Source organism: Mycobacterium sp. URHB0044 (assembly GCF_000620625.1).
Classification (GTDB): Bacteria; Actinomycetota; Actinomycetes; order Mycobacteriales; family Mycobacteriaceae; genus Mycobacterium.
Map to the genome: position 1 here is coordinate 232,864 of NZ_JIAW01000002.1, position 15,930 is coordinate 248,793.

14 protein-coding genes are annotated in these 15,930 nt (G+C 67.7%); 6 read left to right on the plus strand and 8 right to left on the minus strand.

Annotated features, from left to right (window positions below; translation table 11 throughout):
• Window position 1: 1 nt before the first annotated feature.
• Entirely contained in the window at window positions 2-1,606 is a 1,605-nt protein-coding gene (locus N536_RS0105160) for a hypothetical protein (protein ID WP_155948425.1), read from the minus strand.
• Window positions 1,607-1,780: 174 nt separating this feature from the next.
• Between N536_RS0105160 and N536_RS0105165 the strand changes: the two genes are divergently transcribed.
• Window positions 1,781-2,581: a hypothetical protein gene (locus N536_RS0105165; RefSeq protein WP_029112632.1), complete on the plus strand. Its 801-nt coding sequence runs from the start codon at window positions 1,781-1,783 to the stop codon at window positions 2,579-2,581.
• Window positions 2,582-2,596: 15 nt separating this feature from the next.
• Here the strand turns inward: N536_RS0105165 and N536_RS0105170 are convergent, their stop codons facing one another.
• Complete coding sequence (locus N536_RS0105170) at window positions 2,597-3,103, minus strand: hypothetical protein (RefSeq protein WP_029112633.1); 507 nt, start codon at window positions 3,101-3,103, stop codon at window positions 2,597-2,599.
• Window positions 3,100-5,388: a molybdopterin guanine dinucleotide-containing S/N-oxide reductase gene (locus N536_RS0105175; RefSeq protein WP_029112634.1), complete on the minus strand. Its 2,289-nt coding sequence runs from the start codon at window positions 5,386-5,388 to the stop codon at window positions 3,100-3,102. The genes N536_RS0105170 and N536_RS0105175 overlap by 4 nt, the downstream gene beginning before the upstream one ends.
• Before the next feature lie 117 nt (window positions 5,389-5,505).
• On the opposite strand from N536_RS0105175, the gene N536_RS0105180 reads away from it, so the two are divergent.
• Complete coding sequence (locus N536_RS0105180; RefSeq protein WP_029112635.1) at window positions 5,506-6,675, plus strand: acyl-CoA dehydrogenase family protein; 1,170 nt, start codon at window positions 5,506-5,508, stop codon at window positions 6,673-6,675.
• A gap of 149 nt (window positions 6,676-6,824) precedes the next feature.
• Complete coding sequence (locus N536_RS0105185; protein ID WP_029112636.1) at window positions 6,825-8,768, plus strand: LGFP repeat-containing protein; 1,944 nt, start codon at window positions 6,825-6,827, stop codon at window positions 8,766-8,768.
• 13 nt (window positions 8,769-8,781) lie between these two features.
• Here N536_RS0105185 and lexA read toward each other — a convergent pair whose 3' ends face one another.
• Window positions 8,782-9,450, minus strand: coding sequence for a transcriptional repressor LexA (gene lexA / locus N536_RS0105190; RefSeq protein WP_029112637.1), 669 nt, complete (start codon window positions 9,448-9,450; stop codon window positions 8,782-8,784).
• A gap of 211 nt (window positions 9,451-9,661) precedes the next feature.
• On the opposite strand from lexA, the gene N536_RS0105195 reads away from it, so the two are divergent.
• The gene (locus N536_RS0105195; protein WP_029112638.1) at window positions 9,662-10,102 is read left to right on the plus strand and encodes a LysM peptidoglycan-binding domain-containing protein; all 441 of its coding nucleotides are present in this window, start codon (window positions 9,662-9,664) and stop codon (window positions 10,100-10,102) included.
• 96 nt (window positions 10,103-10,198) lie between these two features.
• Window positions 10,199-10,660: a transcriptional regulator NrdR gene (gene nrdR, locus N536_RS0105200; protein ID WP_029112639.1), complete on the plus strand. Its 462-nt coding sequence runs from the start codon at window positions 10,199-10,201 to the stop codon at window positions 10,658-10,660.
• 9 nt (window positions 10,661-10,669) lie between these two features.
• On the opposite strand, the gene N536_RS0105205 is transcribed toward nrdR, so the two are convergent.
• Genes N536_RS0105205 through N536_RS0105215 form a run of 3 tightly spaced genes read right to left on the minus strand, consistent with a single transcriptional unit; the run spans window position 10,670 to window position 13,472 of the window.
• On the minus strand, window positions 10,670-11,368 hold the full coding sequence (locus tag N536_RS0105205) for a PhzF family phenazine biosynthesis protein (protein ID WP_029112640.1): 699 nt from the start codon (window positions 11,366-11,368) through the stop codon (window positions 10,670-10,672).
• Between the two features lie 46 nt (window positions 11,369-11,414).
• Window positions 11,415-12,437, minus strand: coding sequence for an alpha/beta fold hydrolase (locus N536_RS0105210; RefSeq protein WP_029112641.1), 1,023 nt, complete (start codon window positions 12,435-12,437; stop codon window positions 11,415-11,417).
• 51 nt (window positions 12,438-12,488) lie between these two features.
• Complete coding sequence (locus tag N536_RS0105215; protein WP_029112642.1) at window positions 12,489-13,472, minus strand: proteasome assembly chaperone family protein; 984 nt, start codon at window positions 13,470-13,472, stop codon at window positions 12,489-12,491.
• A gap of 185 nt (window positions 13,473-13,657) precedes the next feature.
• Here N536_RS0105215 and N536_RS0105220 point away from each other — a divergent pair, with 185 nt between their 5' ends.
• On the plus strand, window positions 13,658-14,446 hold the full coding sequence (locus N536_RS0105220; RefSeq protein WP_029112643.1) for a serine protease: 789 nt from the start codon (window positions 13,658-13,660) through the stop codon (window positions 14,444-14,446).
• Here N536_RS0105220 and sthA read toward each other — a convergent pair.
• On the minus strand, window positions 14,443-15,858 hold the full coding sequence (sthA, locus tag N536_RS0105225; RefSeq protein WP_029112644.1) for a Si-specific NAD(P)(+) transhydrogenase: 1,416 nt from the start codon (window positions 15,856-15,858) through the stop codon (window positions 14,443-14,445). The two genes, N536_RS0105220 and sthA, sit on opposite strands and share 4 nt — an antisense overlap.
• Between the last annotated feature and the right edge of the window lie 72 nt (window positions 15,859-15,930).

Genomic DNA, 15,930 nt, shown 5'->3' on the forward strand with positions numbered 1-15,930 from the left:
CTCAGTCGAGAGGCATGCAGTACCGCGCCTGATCCCGGAACCGTAGGTAGGCCGGGTCATTCGAGCGCAGGGCCGTGATCCGTTCGACCGCGTTGTTCAACCGCTCGGCTCGGCGCAACGCCCCGCCCAAGCGACCGAGATCGTCGTACGCATCGCCGATCGGGCGGCGGGCTTGCGTCTTGAGATGCAGTCGGGCGAACAACACGTCGCGCTGATAGTCCAGCCACCGCCGGCGTCCCTCCGCATACGCGGGACTGTCGCGGTAACTGATCACGATTCGTGTGCCGCCATGCAACCGACGTCGGTAACTCCCGTCTGCGCAGGGAAGTTTCGGCGCGTCGGTCAGCTTGAGGCTGGCCATCGAGATCTGCTCCTCCGTGCGGGTGTGAATCTCGCGGCATTCGGAGAAGCGATCGATCGTCACTGCCGCGCCGTAACAGTCCGCGGGGCGAACGCCGACGACCTCGAGGTACGCCACGAGCAGCTCCTGCGGGGTCGACGGCAGATAGGGAAACGGCGAAGGAGCCTCGGCAAGGCGTTGCGGACGGGGATGAACGGCCACGGCGACCGCGCCCCAGTTGAGCACCTCCACGTGCGTGCCCGCGACACCGTCGAAGGGAACCTCGACCGTGCCCGTGGGATGCGGCGCCGCGCCCGCGACGTGAAAAACGCTGACGCCGGCGACGCGGGCGTAGACGTCGGACGACTCGTCGTCGAGATCGCCGCCGCCCAGCCAACCGTCACTCGATTGCATGACGACTTCACGGGCGATGCCGAGGCACTGGCTCGGCTGGATGCCCACTGCCGTCATCCAGGCGAGCGCCAGATCCTCGTCGAGCACCGCGGGATCACCCTTGCGGCGACTGACCCAACGCGCTTCGCCATCGAAGCGAACCCGCTGCGGAACCGCGCCCGGAGCCAGGGACGGCAGTGGTGCGTGGACGATGTCCCACTCGACGACCCTGCCCGACTCGGGCCCCGGCATCTTCGGGTTCAGCCGATCCGGCACGCGATAGACGCCGAAGACGAGATCGGGTCGGGCCGCGAGACCCGTCGCCGCGAGATGGTTGGCGAGGTCCTCGAACTGAGCATTGCCACGGGTTGCGATCCTGCTCAGCACCGGCGCCGTTCGATCGTGAGCCAGGTAGGGCCGACGCGCGGCGTCGCGGACGGCTCGCTCGCTCTCGACGATCAGCCGGCGCTGCTCGGGCTCGGGATCGGGACCGAACTCGCTGCCGATGCCCAGCAATGCCTTCGGGTCGGCGAGACTGGCGGCGGTGTCCGTGAGATCACGGAACGACTTCTTGAGTTCGCCTTTGATGCTTGGCGGATTGCGGGCGGCCTCACTCGGTCGCACCGAATCGGGAACAGTGCCCCAGAAGTGAGCGCCTGCGGGACCACCGAGTACCTCGGCGTCGAGGCGCGCCTCGTGCTCGGCCCGCGAGCGTTCCCACTCTGCGTCCGCCAACTCGGTTCCCGCGGCGACGCGGGACGTGTTCGCCGCGTACCGCTGCGCCATCTTCGCCTCGATGGCGGCCTGCTCCTCGGGCGACTTCTGCTCCCACTTCTTCTGCAGGCGTTTGACGTACATATCCCGAATGCCCATCGCACGAGTATCAACAGCTCGTTGCGGTCGGTCAGGGAAATGGCGGAAGCGACTCGAGTTCGCGACGTTCCGTGGTTTGCGCACAAACTCCCCGCAACTTCCTCGGCTGGCCTAGTCTGACGGTTTGCTGCCTGGTCGACGGGGGACGACATGAGAGCTTGCGGAATCGTTGGTGTGGCGATGCTCGTGCTCGGCGTCGGCGGGCTCACGGGATGTGGAACGCAGGGCGGCGGTGCTACGGCGGGCTCGGAGCCGGCGGCGACGACCACGGTTTCCGCGACCACCGCTGCTTCGACCACGGTTGCCTCGTCGCCGCCGGGAGTGCCCGATACGGTGGCGGCCTGCCAGGCGGGCGTGCGGATGAGCGGCAGCATTCCGCCAGGAGCCGACCCGGACGAGCCCGATCCCACGCCGCAGCAGATGAAGGACTGGGCCGCAACGGTGGTCCCCGACTTCGAGGTCTTCGCCGCGAGCGTCCCCACTGACTTGGCGAACGCCGTGGCGACACAGCGTGCCGAGCTTCAGAAGGCCCAGCGCGGCGAGCGCCTGAACGTGCAGGATCCCGCAAGCACCGCGGCCTCCAACGCCATCGGCGGCTTCCTGTTCGACGAGTGCGGCCTGCAGCGGCTCGACGCCGTCAGCGCGGATGGTCGCCTCGGTCCCATGCCGACGACGCTGCACGCGGGTCCGGTGGTGGTCCGGTTCGCCAACACCGGCGAGCCGTCCCGCGACGCCTTCGTTCTGCTCGTCGCGCGGGTCAGGGATGGTGCGACGGTTTCGGTGCAGGACGTGACGTCGGAAAAGGTGGACTTCGCCGATGTCGCCGACGTCGTGTCCGGTGTACAACCGGGCGACGGTCGAACCGGATACGGCGCCTTCACGTTGGCGCCCGGACGCTACCTCGCGGTCAGCGTGCTGGGCGTCCCGCCGGAGTTCTCGGGCGGCGTCGATGCCGCGGAGTTCACGGTCGCCTAGCAGCCGGCCCGGCCGTCATGCCTCGACGTCGAAGAGCGCCTCGGTATCGGCGCTCGATACGCGTTGGGCAAGATGGGCTTTCAACTCATCGAGCCGATGCTCCTGAGCGGGAGTGTGCGAGTCGGTGTGGGCCAGGTCGATGAACTCGTCGGTGACGAACCCGTCGCGCAGCAGCAAGGTCACCGATTCGACGCCGACGCCGATCTCGAATACGAAGTCCTCCAGTAGCCTGCCGCGGTCGGGGCGCACCGACGTGCGGTCGACCGTGAATCGGCCGTCGGTGACGGCACGGGTGACGGCTTCGAAGGCGTCGCGGGCACCTGGACCGCGGAACGGCGTGCGTATGGTGATCGTCCGACGTTCGGGTGGTGTGCCGGGGGAGAGCAGATCGAACGCACGGCGCAGCGCCTTGAACCCGATCGCGACGCCCGCCGGCGAATGCGGCCCGGCGTAGCGCAGCAGGTCGTCGAACGTGAAAGTGATTGTCTGACCGCGTTCTTCGACGGTGACAGTCTCGGTCATCGGGACACGATCGCCGGCGGATGGTGCGCCCGCACCGGCGGCAGCTCGCCGGTGAACTTCTCCACCTGCACCAGAACGTGCGCGCCCGTACAGCCCTGCGCCAGCGACGACGTGCCGATGTCGGCGGTCAGCACGTTGGGGTTGCCGTGTACGCACAGTGTGTCGGGGTCGGCCGGGTCTTGCGGGTCGTACCATGCGCCCGTCGACAGTTGTACGACGCTGGGGCGCAGACCGTCGTCGATCACGACGCCGGCCAGGCAGGCTCCGCGGTCGTTGAACACCCGCACCACGTCGCCATCGACCAGGCCACGGTCGGCTGCGTCCGCGGGGTGAATCCGGATCGGCTCACGCCCTAGGACTTTCGAGTTCTGGCTGGTGCCTCCACCGTCGAGTTGGCTGTGCAGGCGGCTGGCGGGCTGGTTGGCCAGCAGGTGCAGCGGATAGGTGTCTGCGCGGTCACCGCCGAGCCATTCGGTGGGCTCGTACCATCTCGGGTGACCGGCGCAGTCTTCGTAGGAGAACCCGTCGATGTCGGTCGAGAAGATCTCGATGCGACCGCTCGGCGTGCCCAGTCGATGGGCCACCGGGTCCGCGCGGAAGTCGGCGAGCAGTGTCAGCCCGGCCTCGGTGGGCAGCCGCAGCTGGCCGGCTCTCCAGAACTCCTCGAACGATGGAACGGCGAAATCCAGTTCGGCGGACCACTTGTCGTACATGTGCACCAGCCACTCCTGGGCGGTGCGGCCCTCGGTGAACTGCTCGCCGAAGCCGAGTCGGTGTGCCAAGGCCGAGAACGTGGTGTAGTCGTCTCGGGAGTCGGCGTACGGCTTCGCCAGCGCGGGCATGGCCACCAGCAGCGGGTCGTTGCGCGAGCCGGAGTAGTCGTCGCGTTCGTATGCGGTGGTAGAAGGTACGACGATGTCGGCGTGCTTGGCCATCGCCGTCCAGTACGGGTCGTGCACGACGATGGTGTCCGGGCGGGAAAGCGCCCGGCGCAGCCGAGGGATGTTCTGATGGTGATGAAACGGGTTGCCGCCGGACCAGTACACGCATCGGATGTCGGGGTAGGTCAACCGCCGCCCGTTGTAGTCGAACTCCTCGCCAGGGTGTAGCAGCATGTCGCTGACGGCGGCAACCGGAATGAACGTCGCAACGGGATTCAAGCCCTGCGGAATCGTCGGCAACCGGCAGCGCAGGGGTGGCATGCCGACTTCGTTCTGCGAACCGTATCCGTGCCCGAAACCGCCTCCAGGAAGCCCAATCTGGCCGAGCATCGCGGCAAGTACCAATCCCATCCACGGCGCCTGTTCGCCGTGCCGGACCCGTTGCAGCGACCAGCTGACGGTCACCAACGTGCGGCCGGCGGCCATCCGTCGGGCCAAGCTGGTCAGCGCGTCGGCGGGCAGCCCACAGATGGCCGAGGCCCACCGCGGTGACTTGGGCGTGCCGTCGGCGGCGCCGAGCAGATACCGCTCGAAGGGTTCGTAACCGGTGCAGTGGGTCTCGAGGAAACTGCGGTCGGCCAACCCTTCGGTCGCGAGCACGTAGGCGAGCGCCAACATGATGGCGACGTCGGTACCCGGCACGGGGGCGAACCACTCGCAGTCACCGTTCAGGTCGTCGCGCAGGGGGCTGATCGACACGACCTTTCCACCGCGCTCGCGGAGCCGCTGCATCGAGCTGCGGGTGGGGTGCTCTGTAGCGCCGCCAGGATTGACCGCTGAGTTCTTCAGTGCCACACCGCCGAAGCACACCATCAGGTCTGTGTTTTCGGCGATGACATCCCATTGCGTGGATCGCTTGAACAGGTCGTCGTGCGTGCCGACCACGCGCGGCATGATCACTCCGGTGGCGCCGAGGCTGTAGGAGTGTCGCGAGAAGGTATATCCGCCAAGCATCTTCAGGAAGCGGTGGACTTGGCCCTGGGCGTGATGGAACCGCCCCGCACTGGCCCACCCGTACGAGCCGCCGTAGATGGCCTCGTTGCCGTGGGTGTCGACGACGCGGCGCAGTTCGTCGGCCAGCAGCTCGGTCAACTCGTCCCAGCCGACGGCGACGAACTCGTCGGCGCCGCGGCGCGAACTGGGACCGGGTCCGTCGTCTAGCCAGCCGCGCCGCACCGCTGGGCCGGCGATCCGCGACGAATGCCGAAGCGAGCCGGGCAGGTTGCCGAGCAACGGCGACGGGTCGTCGTCCCCGTCGAATGGCCGCACGGACGCGATGTCGCCATCGCGTACGTCGGCGTGAAACGCCCCCCAGTGCGTCAGTGAGGTCCGACCGGTCGCCATGGCGCCGAGTCTAGGGCGCTGCGCCGACGGCCTCCGCGCTCCCAACCATCCGGTTGGGTGGTATAAGCTCGGGCCCAATTCTTCGTCACATCCCACTCCCGATCTCGGAGGTCATCCATGGGTTCGTCCAGCCAGGTAGTCAAGTACGACCGCACCCTCTTCGAGCCCGAGCACGATCTGTTCCGCGAGTCGTATCGCGCATTCCTCGACCGCCACGTCGCGCCGTTCCACGAGCAGTGGGAGAAGGACAAGATCGTCGATCGCGGCGTGTGGCTCGAGGCCGGCAAGCAGGGCTTTCTCGGCATGGCGGTGCCCGAGGAGTACGGCGGCGGCGGCAATCCCGACTTCCGCTACAACGTCGTCATCACCGAGGAGACCACGGCAGGCCGGTATAGCGGCCTGGGCTTCACGCTGCAGAACGACGTCATCGCGCCCTACCTCCTGCGCCTGGCCACCGACGAACAGAAGCAGCGTTGGTTGCCGGGGTTCTGTTCGGGTGAATTGATCACGGCGATCGCAATGACCGAACCCGGCACCGGCAGCGACCTGCAGGGCATCAAGGCCCGTGCGGTCAAGCACGACGACCACTACGTGCTCAACGGATCCAAGACGTTCATCACCAACGGGATCCACGCCGACCTGGTCATCGTCGTTGCGTGCACCGACCCGGACAAGGGCGCGCAGGGCTTCTCGCTGCTGGTCGTCGAGCGGGGCATGGAGGGGTTCGAGCGCGGCCGCCATCTGGAGAAGATCGGGCTGGACGCGCAGGACACCGCCGAGCTGTCCTTCACCGACGTGAAGGTGCCCGCCGAAAACCTCCTCGGCGAGGAGGGCCTCGGGTTCTTCTACCTGATGCAGAACCTGCCCCAGGAACGGATCAGCATCGCCGTCATGGCGGCCGCGGCCATGGAAGAAGTTCTGGCCTCGACGTTGCAATACACCAAGGAGCGCAAGGCGTTCGGCAAGCCGATCGGCAGCTTCCAGAACACCCGCTTCACGCTGGCCGAGCTGTCCACCGAGGCCACCACGGTGCGGATCATGGTCGACGAGTTCCTCCGCCTGCATCTCGAGGAGAAGCTGTCCGTCGAGCAGGCGGCAATGGCGAAGTGGTACTCCACCGAGGCGCAGGTCCGATTGGTCGATCGCTGCCTGCAGCTGCACGGTGGATACGGCTACATGCGCGAATATCCGGTCGCCAAGGCGTTCCTGGACTCGCGGATTCAGACCATCTACGGCGGCACCACGGAGATCATGAAGGAGATCATCGGCCGCAGCCTCGGCGTCTAGCCCGCTTTGTGGAAACACGAGTTTCCCGGGTTGCCCGCGCGACACAGTCCCGCGACCGGTTGGATATCCCTCAAGATGGACGTCGTCTGACGCACAGTTGACGGGCGCGATACTTACTGGGGACTTGTGCCGGATCGGGGTGAAGACGGATGAGCGGGCTACGAACCGTGTTGGGGACGGTTGCGAGGCGCGCGGGCGTGGCGCTTGCCATGGCCGCCGCCGTCGTACTGCTCGCTCCCATCGCCGCGGCGACGCCGGAGAGCGATGCCGACGCCGCGATCAATGGCGCGTGGGAGGCCGGCGGGGGAGCCACCGGCCCGCTCGGGCCGAAGGACGGCGGCGTTTACCCCGTCGGCGCTGGATTCGGACAGAACTTCGCAGGCGGCAAGGTGTTCTTCACCCCGGACACCGGCGCGCACATCATGCAGGGGGCGATCCTCGACAAGTACATGTCGCTGGGCGGGCCCGCCGACGGCGATCTGGGCTTCCCCAACATCGACGAGGGCGGGGGCAAGGCCCCGAACAGTCGGAACACCACGTTCAGCGCCGCCGACAACCCGGTGATCTTCTGGACGCCCGACACCGGTGCGCGCGTCGTTCGTGGCGCCATCAACGCGGCATGGGACAAACTCGGCGGATCGGCGGGAGTGCTCGGCGTACCGACCGAGGACGAGGTGTACAGCGGCGACGTCGTTTCGCAGAACTTCTCCGGCGGCCAGGTGTCGTGGAACTCGAAGACCAAGGCGTTCACCACGACACCGCCCGAGCTCGCCGATCAACTTGCGGGCCTGGCCATTCCGGGCGACGCGACCTCGGCCATCAACGCGGCACGCCGGGCCGCCGGGGGCCCGCTGGGTCCGCTGGGCGCCGCGGAAGGGCCGCCGAGCGAGGTCGGCGCCGACGGACTGACGCAGACCTTCGCCGGCGGCAAGATCTTCTACAGCCCCGCGACCGGCGCCAGCGTGGTCACCGGCCAGGTCCTCGCCAAGTACGAGAGCGTCGGCGGTCCGGGCGGCGACCTCGGCTTCCCCACGGGCAGTGAGTCCGACGGTGGTTTGGCGCCGATGAGTCGCATCGCCACGTTCTCCGCGGCCGATCAACCGGTGATCTTCTGGACGCCCGATTTCGGCGCCGTCATCGTGCGCGGTGCGATGAATGCGGCGTGGGCCAAGCTCGGGGGAGCGACGGGCGAACTCGGCGCGCCGACCGCCGACCAGACCGAGAACGGCGATGTCGTCACGCAGAAGTTCAGTGGCGGCGCCATCTCCTGGAACAAGTCGACCAAGGCGTTCAGCACCGAACCGCCGGCTCTCGCCTCGGCGCTCTCGGGTCTGGAAGTGCCCGGACTGAGTGCGCCGGAGGCGCCGCCCGCTGCGCAGGCATCGAGCGAGGACGGCGGCAAGTGGTACTCGAACCTGCAGTGGTGGTGGCTGGCGGCGATCATCCCGGTCGTGCTGCTGGTGGCGGCGGTCGCGACGGCGGTGGTGTTGCACGGCCGGCGGGGCGATGACCGGGCGCCGCTGAACCAGTTCGACGACCACGACGACGGGGTCTTCGAATCCGGACCGATGCCGTTGGCCGACCGGGGTGCCGGCGACGCGTTCGCACCGCCGAATGCGTGGATGTCGGCAGGCGACGTTCACCCCGATCATGATGATCACGACGGGGACGACGAACCCACTCGGGCGACCGCTGCGTTGCCCGAAGGCTTCCCCGACGACCAGGACTCGATCGACACCGCGCCGACGCGCATCGAGGAGGCGCACGCCGAGGCGTTCGCCGCCGCGACGGGTCCTGCGCCCGAGGTGGATTCCGAACCGGACCAAGAACCCGACCCTGAACCCGAGCCCCCGAGTGGCCCGCCCAGTGGTCGGCACGCCGCGATCGTCATCGAGGAGCCGGCGCCCGCACAGACGGCATTTCGGTTGGCGCACGGCGATCCGTATCACGCACCTGACGGATATCCGGTCAAGGCCGACACCACGACCGGCCTCTACTGGCTGCCGGGGAACGGCCGCTACGACGAGGCGCGCGCCGAAATCTGGTTTGCCAGCGAGGAATTCGCGTTGACGAACGGCTTCGTCAAGGGTTGAGCAGGCCGAGCCGTCAGACCTTGCGGATGACGGTGACGACCTTGCCCAGGATGGCGGCTTCGTTGCCGGGGATGGGATCGAACGCCGGGTTGTGTGGCATCAGCCAGACCTGACCGCGGGTGCGCTTGAAGGTCTTCACCGTCGCCTCGCCGTCGATCATCGCCGCGACGATGTCGCCGTTTTCCGCGACGTTCTGTTGACGGATGACCACCCAGTCGCCGTCGCAGATGGCGGCATCCACCATCGACTCGCCGACGACCTTGAGCAGGAACAGCGAGCCCTCGCCGACGAGTTCACGCGGCAGCGGAAACACGTCCTCGACGGCCTGCTCGGCCAGGATCGGTCCGCCGGCCGCGATGCGTCCCAGAACGGGTACGAACGTCGGTACGGGTAGGGCATCGGAGCCGTCGACGTCGGTGGTCACGGTGGCCGCGGCGACATCGTCGGCGCTGCGCACGTCGACCGCGCGCGGGCGGTTGGCGTCCCGCCGCAGATAGCCCTTGCGCTCGAGCGTGCGCAGCTGATGGGCGACCGACGAGGTGGACGTCAGCCCCACGGCGTCACCGATCTCGCGGATGCTCGGCGGATATCCCCTGGTGGTCACCGAGGAGCGGATGACCTCGAGGATGGTGCGTTGACGCTCGGTGAGGGCGGTGTCCCGGCTGTCGCTGCTGTCACTCATGGCGCCGAATGTAGTCGCCCTCGGCGCGATAATCAAACATGTGTTCGAGGCGTGTCGCAGCGCGTCGGCTCGGACCGGGACTTGTCGGTGCCCCCCGTTATCGTTTGCAACAGTTCGATCACATGTTCTAGTCATCGAACACCTGAGCGATTATGGTTTCGAACACAAGAGCGAACACACGCACCATCGAACACACCGAAAGGCCCCGCAGATGACCATCATCACCCGCGAGAATCCCACCGATGTCGTCGTCCGGCCCGCTCGACCCGCCGCGCAGCGTCGGCCACGGTCCAGCCGCCCGGCCGGGGCGCCGCTGCGCTACCACGGCACGGGCGTGCTCATGTCGCGCGCATCGCATCGCCGCAAGCCCATCACGCCGTTGACCACCGTGCTGCTCGCGCTGGTGGCCGCCGGGATCACGGTGTGGCTGGGTCTGGTGGCCCAATTGGGCGCCCCTGCCGAGTCGACTGAGCAGGTACCCAGTCGTCTGGCGGTGGTCCAGGTGCAGACGGGAGAGTCGCTACAGCAACTCGCGCAGCGCGTGGCGCCCGATGCGCCGGTCGGTTCGGTGGTCGACCAGATCCGCCAACTGAACGCGCTCGACTCGGCCGCGGTGGACGCCGGGCAGACACTGATCGCGCCCGTCGGATGAGCGGGCCCGGTGCGGGATCAAACTCGCTGCCGTGCAACGGTACGCTCGTACTCGACCGAGGTGCTCGGGCTTGTCGACGGCGGCGAAGGAGCGGTGATGCACTGTCCGTTCTGCCGTCACCCCGACTCGCGGGTGGTCGATTCCCGCGAGGCCGATGAAGGTCAGGCGATTCGGCGTCGCCGGTCGTGCCCGGAGTGCGGCCGTCGATTCACCACCGTGGAGACCGCCGTGCTCGCCGTCGTGAAGCGCAGTGGCGTCACCGAGCCGTTCAGCCGCGAGAAGGTCATCCGCGGTGTGCGGCGCGCGTGTCAGGGGCGCCAAGTCGACGACGACGCCCTGAACCTGCTGGCGCAACAGGTGGAGGACGCCGTTCGCGCGGCCGGATCACCCGAAGTGCCCAGTAACGAGGTCGGCCTTGCCATCCTGGGCCCGTTGCGCGACCTCGACGAGGTCGCCTATCTCCGGTTCGCCTCGGTGTACCGCTCGTTTTCCTCGGCCGACGACTTCGAGCGTGAGATCGAGGCGCTGCGGGCGCATCGCGGCGTGGCGTCGAGCTGACGTCCGACGTCAGTCGATTTGTCTGACCCCGTCGTCGACCACGCGCCCGGCCACCTTGACCCAGCCCTCCGGGCTCCAGACGGTGCGGATGTGTGAGCCCTTGCCCTGCGTGATCGACAGATCGCGGCTCAGGTGGTCGGTGATGCGCACGGCCGCCGCGCCGGTGGCCTCGTCTTCGAGAATGCCGAGGTGGCTGGCGAACATCCTGGCCCGAATGGTGCCCTCGCCCTTGTCGATCCACGCCCACAGGTAGTGCTCGACGTCGTCGCTGTAGTCCTCGGGATCCGCTTCCAGGACCTCGTCGACCGAGCTCAGATCGTAGATCGAGAAGTCCGGCGCCCAGTCGGAGCGGGCGCTGATCACGGTGAACTCCCCGTCGGGTTCCGACTGGTACTCCACCTGCACGACGCCGGCGGGCACCTGCAACGTCTTGATCGGCGTTCCACGCTGTTTCAACCACCACGCCGCCCCCACCGTCGGGTGTCCGGCGAACGGCAACTCGGCCGCGGGCGTGAAGATGTGCGCAACGGCGGTGTTGGCGCCGGATTTTGGTAATGCGACGTAGATGGTCTCGCTGTAACCAAGCTCCGTGGCGATGCGTTGCCGATCGCCGGGATTCACCTGGCTGGCGTCGACGACGCCGAGGGGATTGCCGAAATTGCCGTCCGCGTCGGTGAATACGCGCAGCACGCTCACGTCGATGGCCATGTGCCCGATGCTACTTCGTCAGCGGGGCGGCGCGGTTGGCTGTCGGTCAGGTCGCGCTGCGCTCGTCGGCGCCCATCGCGTCGAGCACGGCCACTCGGGTGCCGACCGACCCGGTGATCGTGGCTTCTCTGATGCCGTTGCGGAGCAGGCTGCGCAGCATGTCCTGGTCGTACACCGCGGGCTCGGTCGAATCGATGAACTTCTCGACGACCTCGACGAAGCGGTCCGGGTCGTCGTGAAACGGGAAGTGACCCGAACCCTCGAAGACCTCGAGTAGCGATCCGGGCATGGCAGAGTGCGCCATCCGGGCATGGCTGACCGGGATCACCGAGTCGCGTGACCCCCAGATCAGTTGCACCGGAACAGATTCCGTCAAATAACATCGGTCGAGCATCGTCACCACCTGGCCACGCCAGTCCACCACTGCGCGCAGGGTGCGGGCGAACGCCGACGACGCGGTCGGCTCGGGAAGGTCGGCGAGGATGCGCAACACGTCGGGAAGATCGCGGCCGAGGCCGGTCGATCCGAACAAGGCGCCGCCGAGTCGCCCGACCACCTGCAGGGCGGGCAGCACCAGCGGTAGCCGCAGCAGCGCAAGTGCCTCGGTGCCCATCGGCAGCGATGCGACGCGCAGCGCGACGTTGACGTCCTTGGTCACGCCGCCGGCGCCGATGAGGATCAGCCGGTCCACCAGTTGCGGGAACTGGTAGGCGAATTGCATCGCAACCCCACCGCCCAGCGAGTGGCCGACGACGGTGACCCGCTCGACGTCGAGCACGCTCAGCAGGTCACGCATTCCGTTGGCGTAGGCCGCAACCGAGTAGTCCGCGCGGGGCTTATCCGACCGGCCGTGGCCCAGCAGGTCGGGGGCGATGACGGTGAAGCGCTGCGCCAGCTTCGACTGCACCGTGCTCCACGTCGTGGAGTTGTCGCCGATGCCGTGGATCAGCAGGATCGCCGGCCCGGTGCCGGCCACCCGGAACGCACGCCGGTACCCGTGGATGGTGCGGTACTGCAGAGTTGGAGTGAGTTCACGCACGGTGCGCAGATTGGGCTTTCGCTCCGTCATGATCGCCACTCCTTGCCAACATCATCGTCGGGCCCGGTCAGGGCGGTCAGGTCAAGAGCCTGCGGTGCCGCCGTCCCCGTCTCTGGGATCCTCGCCCGATTGCTGGGCAAGGAACCGCTCGAACTCGGCACCGAGTTCATCACCGCTTGGGAGATCTTCGTCTCGCGCCAGCAACGACCGGTTCTCTTGAGCGGCAACGAACGCATCGTACTGGCGCTCGAGGGCGGTCACCACTTGAGCGACTTCCGCGCTCGATTCGACCTGCTCGTTGATCTTGGTAAGCACCTCGGCGCCGGCCTCGCCCAGCGCCCCGAGCGGAATCTGCAAACTACCCGTCCTGGCGACCTCGGCGAGTAGCGCCTCCGCCGCCGCCGGATAGTCGGTCTGCGCCAGGTAGTGCGGCACGTGCACGGTGAATCCGACGGCCTCGTGGCCGTGCTGCGCCATCCGGTATTCCAGCAGGTTGGAGACGCTCGCGGGCACCTGAACCTCGCCGACCCACGGCTGGTGCTCAGCGATGAGCTCCTTGTCGGTGGAGTGCGCGGTCATGGTGACGGGCCGCGTGTGCGGCACCGCCATCGGAATCGTGCCCAGCCCGATGACCTGGCGGACGCCGAGCCGCTCGGCAAGCAGCCGCACCGCCGTGATGAAACGCTCCCACCGCAGATCCGGCTCCATGCCGGCGAGCAGCAGGAACGGCGTGCCGACGGTGTCGTGCAGCGCGTAGAGGTTCAGTTCCGGGTCGTCATAGTGCGTGAAGTGGTCGGTCTTGAACGTCATCAACGGCCGACGCGACCGGTAGTCCAGTAATTCGTCGATCGCGAAGGACGCCACCAACTCGGTGTCGAGGGTGTCCTTCAGGTGAGTTGCCGCCAGCTTGATCGCGTGACCGGCGTCGGAGAATCCCTCGAGTGCGTGTATCAGTACGGGGCCCCGCCCGTCCGCAGACGACAGCTGCGGCGCAGGGAACTCCAACTCGTACATCCCGGTCTGCTCCGGGTGGTACTGCTCAGGGCCTTCTGGGTGATCGGCCATGCTGCTTCGCCTCCTTGGTGACACCTAGTGTCGCGCACTTTGCAGTGATTGCCATCGCTGGCCCACGCAAACAGTTCGAACAAGCGTCGTGTACCAGCTCATTCCGCCCGCGGCAGTGGCGGGGAGCTCAGGGACTGGGAATCGAACCCGCCGCGACACAGCGTCGTCGGGCAAGATCGGTGGTCATGCGCGCCGCCCGGATCGTTCTGTTGACGGCCGTCGTGGCGTCGGGGGTCTGTTGTGCAGGCCCGGCGCCCACCACACCTGCCGCGGCCACGACGACGACCACGACCACCACGTCCTCGCTCGCGGCCGCGAAGGCGGTGCCCCCGCAGCCCCGGGTCGGGGCGGTGTTCATCGGCGGACAATCCCTGCACGCCTGTTCCGCGGCGGTGCTCGATTCGACGGCAGGCGACCTGATTCTCACCGCGGCCCATTGCATGGCCGACGGCATCGATACGTACTTCGTGCCAGGATTCGCCGACACCGCCGCCGGCGCCGACTTCTTCCACGTGGACGCCGTCTACCTGGACCCGCGCTGGGTGACCGACCAGGATCCGGTCGCCGACTTCGCCATCGCCAGGGTCGGCCGCGACGGTGGCAGTTCGGTCGAAGCGCAGGCGGGCGGGGGATTCCGGCTGGGAACGGCGCCCAAGGCAGGTACCGACGTCACCGTGACGGGTTACCCGGTCGGGGAGGGCGGGCAGCCGATCGGCTGCACGACCCACACGTCGGCCACCGAGCGGGGGTTTCCGTCGCTGCCCTGCGGGGGTCTGGTCGATGGAACCAGTGGTTCACCGTGGGTGGTGGGCTCGGTGATCGCTGGCTTGACCGGGGGCCTGGACGGTGGCGGCTGTGAGGAGAAGGTGTCCTACTCGCCGCCGTTCGACGACGCCGTCGCGCGGCTGTTGGTCCGTGCCGAGGCGGGGGGACCGCCCGACGAGGCACCCACGGTCTTCGACGACGACTGTTAAGCCCTGAACTGGCTCAGCGCGCGGAGCTTGTTCATCACGTCCAGCGCCGCCACCTTGTAGGCCTCGGAGAACGTCGGGTAGTTGAACACCGCGTCGACCAGGTATTCGACGGTGCCGCCGCATCCCATGACGGCCTGTCCGATGTGCACCATCTCGGTGGCGTTCGTGCCGAAGATGTGCACGCCGAGAAGGCGCAGATCCTCCGTCGAGACCAGCAGCTTGAGCATGCCGTAGGAATCGCCTGCGATCTGGCCGCGCGCCAGTTCGCGGTAGCGCGACACCCCGACCTCGTAGGGGACGGAGTCCTTGGTCAGGTCGACCTCGGAGGCGCCGACGTAGGACACCTCGGGGATCGAGTAGATGCCGATGGGCTGCAGCTCGGTCATGCCCTTGCTGGGCTCGCCGAACGCGTGGTACGCGGCGAGGCGGCCCTGGTCCATCGAGGTGGCCGCCAGTGCCGGGAACCCGATCACGTCGCCGACGGCGTAGATGTGGTCGACCTTGGTCTGGTAGTTGTCGTCGACGAAGATGCGGCCGCGGTTGTCGGCCTCCAGTCCGGCGGCGGGCAGGTCGAGGTGCTCGGTCTGGCCCTGCCGGCCCGCCGAGTACATCACGGTGTCGGCGGGAATCTGCTTGCCGCTGGCCAGCGTGGTCACGGTGCCCGACGAACCGACGTCGACGGCCGTCACCTCCTCGCCGAAGCGGAACGTGACCGCGAGGTCGCGCAGGTGGAAGCGCAGCGCCTCGACGATCTCGGGGTCGCAGAAGTCGAGCATCGAATCGCGCTTCTCGACGACCGTGACCTTGGTGCCGAGCGCGGCGAACATGGAGGCATATTCGATGCCGATCACCCCGGCGCCCACCACCACCATCGAGTTGGGGATGGTCTTGAGGTCGAGGATTCCGTCGGAGTCCAGCACGCGTTGTTCGTCGAACTCGACGCCTGCCGGCCGCAGCGGCTTGGTGCCGGTCGCGATGACGATGTTGCGGCCCGACACGGTGATTCGTTCGGCGCGGCTGGGGTCTTCGATCTGCAGGGAGTGCGCGTCGATGAAGCGGGCGTGCCCGATGTAGAGCTCGACCCGGTTGCGCAGCAGCTGCGAGCGGACGACGTCGATCTCCTTGCCGATGACGTGCTGGGTGCGGGCCAGCAGGTCGGCCGGGGTGATCTTCTCCTTCACCCGGTAGCTGGCGCCGTACAGCTCGCGTTGGCTCATGCCGGTGAGGTAGACCACCGCCTCGCGCAGCGTCTTCGACGGGATGGTTCCGGTGTTCACGCAGACGCCGCCGAGCATGAGGCCGCGTTCGATCACCGCGACCGTCTTGCCCAGCTTTGCGGCGGCGATGGCGGCCTTCTGCCCGCCCGGCCCGGAACCGATGACGACGAGGTCGTATTCCTGCGTGGAACCCATGGGAGTAGTCCTACGCCGGTTGCGCTGATCTTGCATGCCGACGGGGTCAATAGCGCGTGAACAACGGCCTTC

What these genes read in the sequence shown, in the direction of transcription:
- N536_RS0105185 (WP_029112636.1), top strand. Translation starts at nt 6,825, where the DNA reads ATGAGCGGGCTACGAACCGTGTTGGGGACGGTTGCGAGGCGCGCGGGC.
- N536_RS0105170 (WP_029112633.1), bottom strand. Translation starts at nt 3,103, where the DNA reads ATGACCGAGACTGTCACCGTCGAAGAACGCGGTCAGACAATCACTTTC.
- sthA (WP_029112644.1), bottom strand. Translation starts at nt 15,858, where the DNA reads ATGGGTTCCACGCAGGAATACGACCTCGTCGTCATCGGTTCCGGGCCG.
- N536_RS0105205 (WP_029112640.1), bottom strand. Translation starts at nt 11,368, where the DNA reads ATGGCCATCGACGTGAGCGTGCTGCGCGTATTCACCGACGCGGACGGC.
- N536_RS0105220 (WP_029112643.1), top strand. Translation starts at nt 13,658, where the DNA reads ATGCGCGCCGCCCGGATCGTTCTGTTGACGGCCGTCGTGGCGTCGGGG.
- lexA (WP_029112637.1), bottom strand. Translation starts at nt 9,450, where the DNA reads ATGAGTGACAGCAGCGACAGCCGGGACACCGCCCTCACCGAGCGTCAA.
- N536_RS0105215 (WP_029112642.1), bottom strand. Translation starts at nt 13,472, where the DNA reads ATGGCCGATCACCCAGAAGGCCCTGAGCAGTACCACCCGGAGCAGACC.
- N536_RS0105210 (WP_029112641.1), bottom strand. Translation starts at nt 12,437, where the DNA reads ATGACGGAGCGAAAGCCCAATCTGCGCACCGTGCGTGAACTCACTCCA.
- nrdR (WP_029112639.1), top strand. Translation starts at nt 10,199, where the DNA reads ATGCACTGTCCGTTCTGCCGTCACCCCGACTCGCGGGTGGTCGATTCC.
- N536_RS0105195 (WP_029112638.1), top strand. Translation starts at nt 9,662, where the DNA reads ATGACCATCATCACCCGCGAGAATCCCACCGATGTCGTCGTCCGGCCC.
- N536_RS0105175 (WP_029112634.1), bottom strand. Translation starts at nt 5,388, where the DNA reads ATGGCGACCGGTCGGACCTCACTGACGCACTGGGGGGCGTTTCACGCC.
- N536_RS0105180 (WP_029112635.1), top strand. Translation starts at nt 5,506, where the DNA reads ATGGGTTCGTCCAGCCAGGTAGTCAAGTACGACCGCACCCTCTTCGAG.
- N536_RS0105160 (WP_155948425.1), bottom strand. Translation starts at nt 1,606, where the DNA reads ATGGGCATTCGGGATATGTACGTCAAACGCCTGCAGAAGAAGTGGGAG.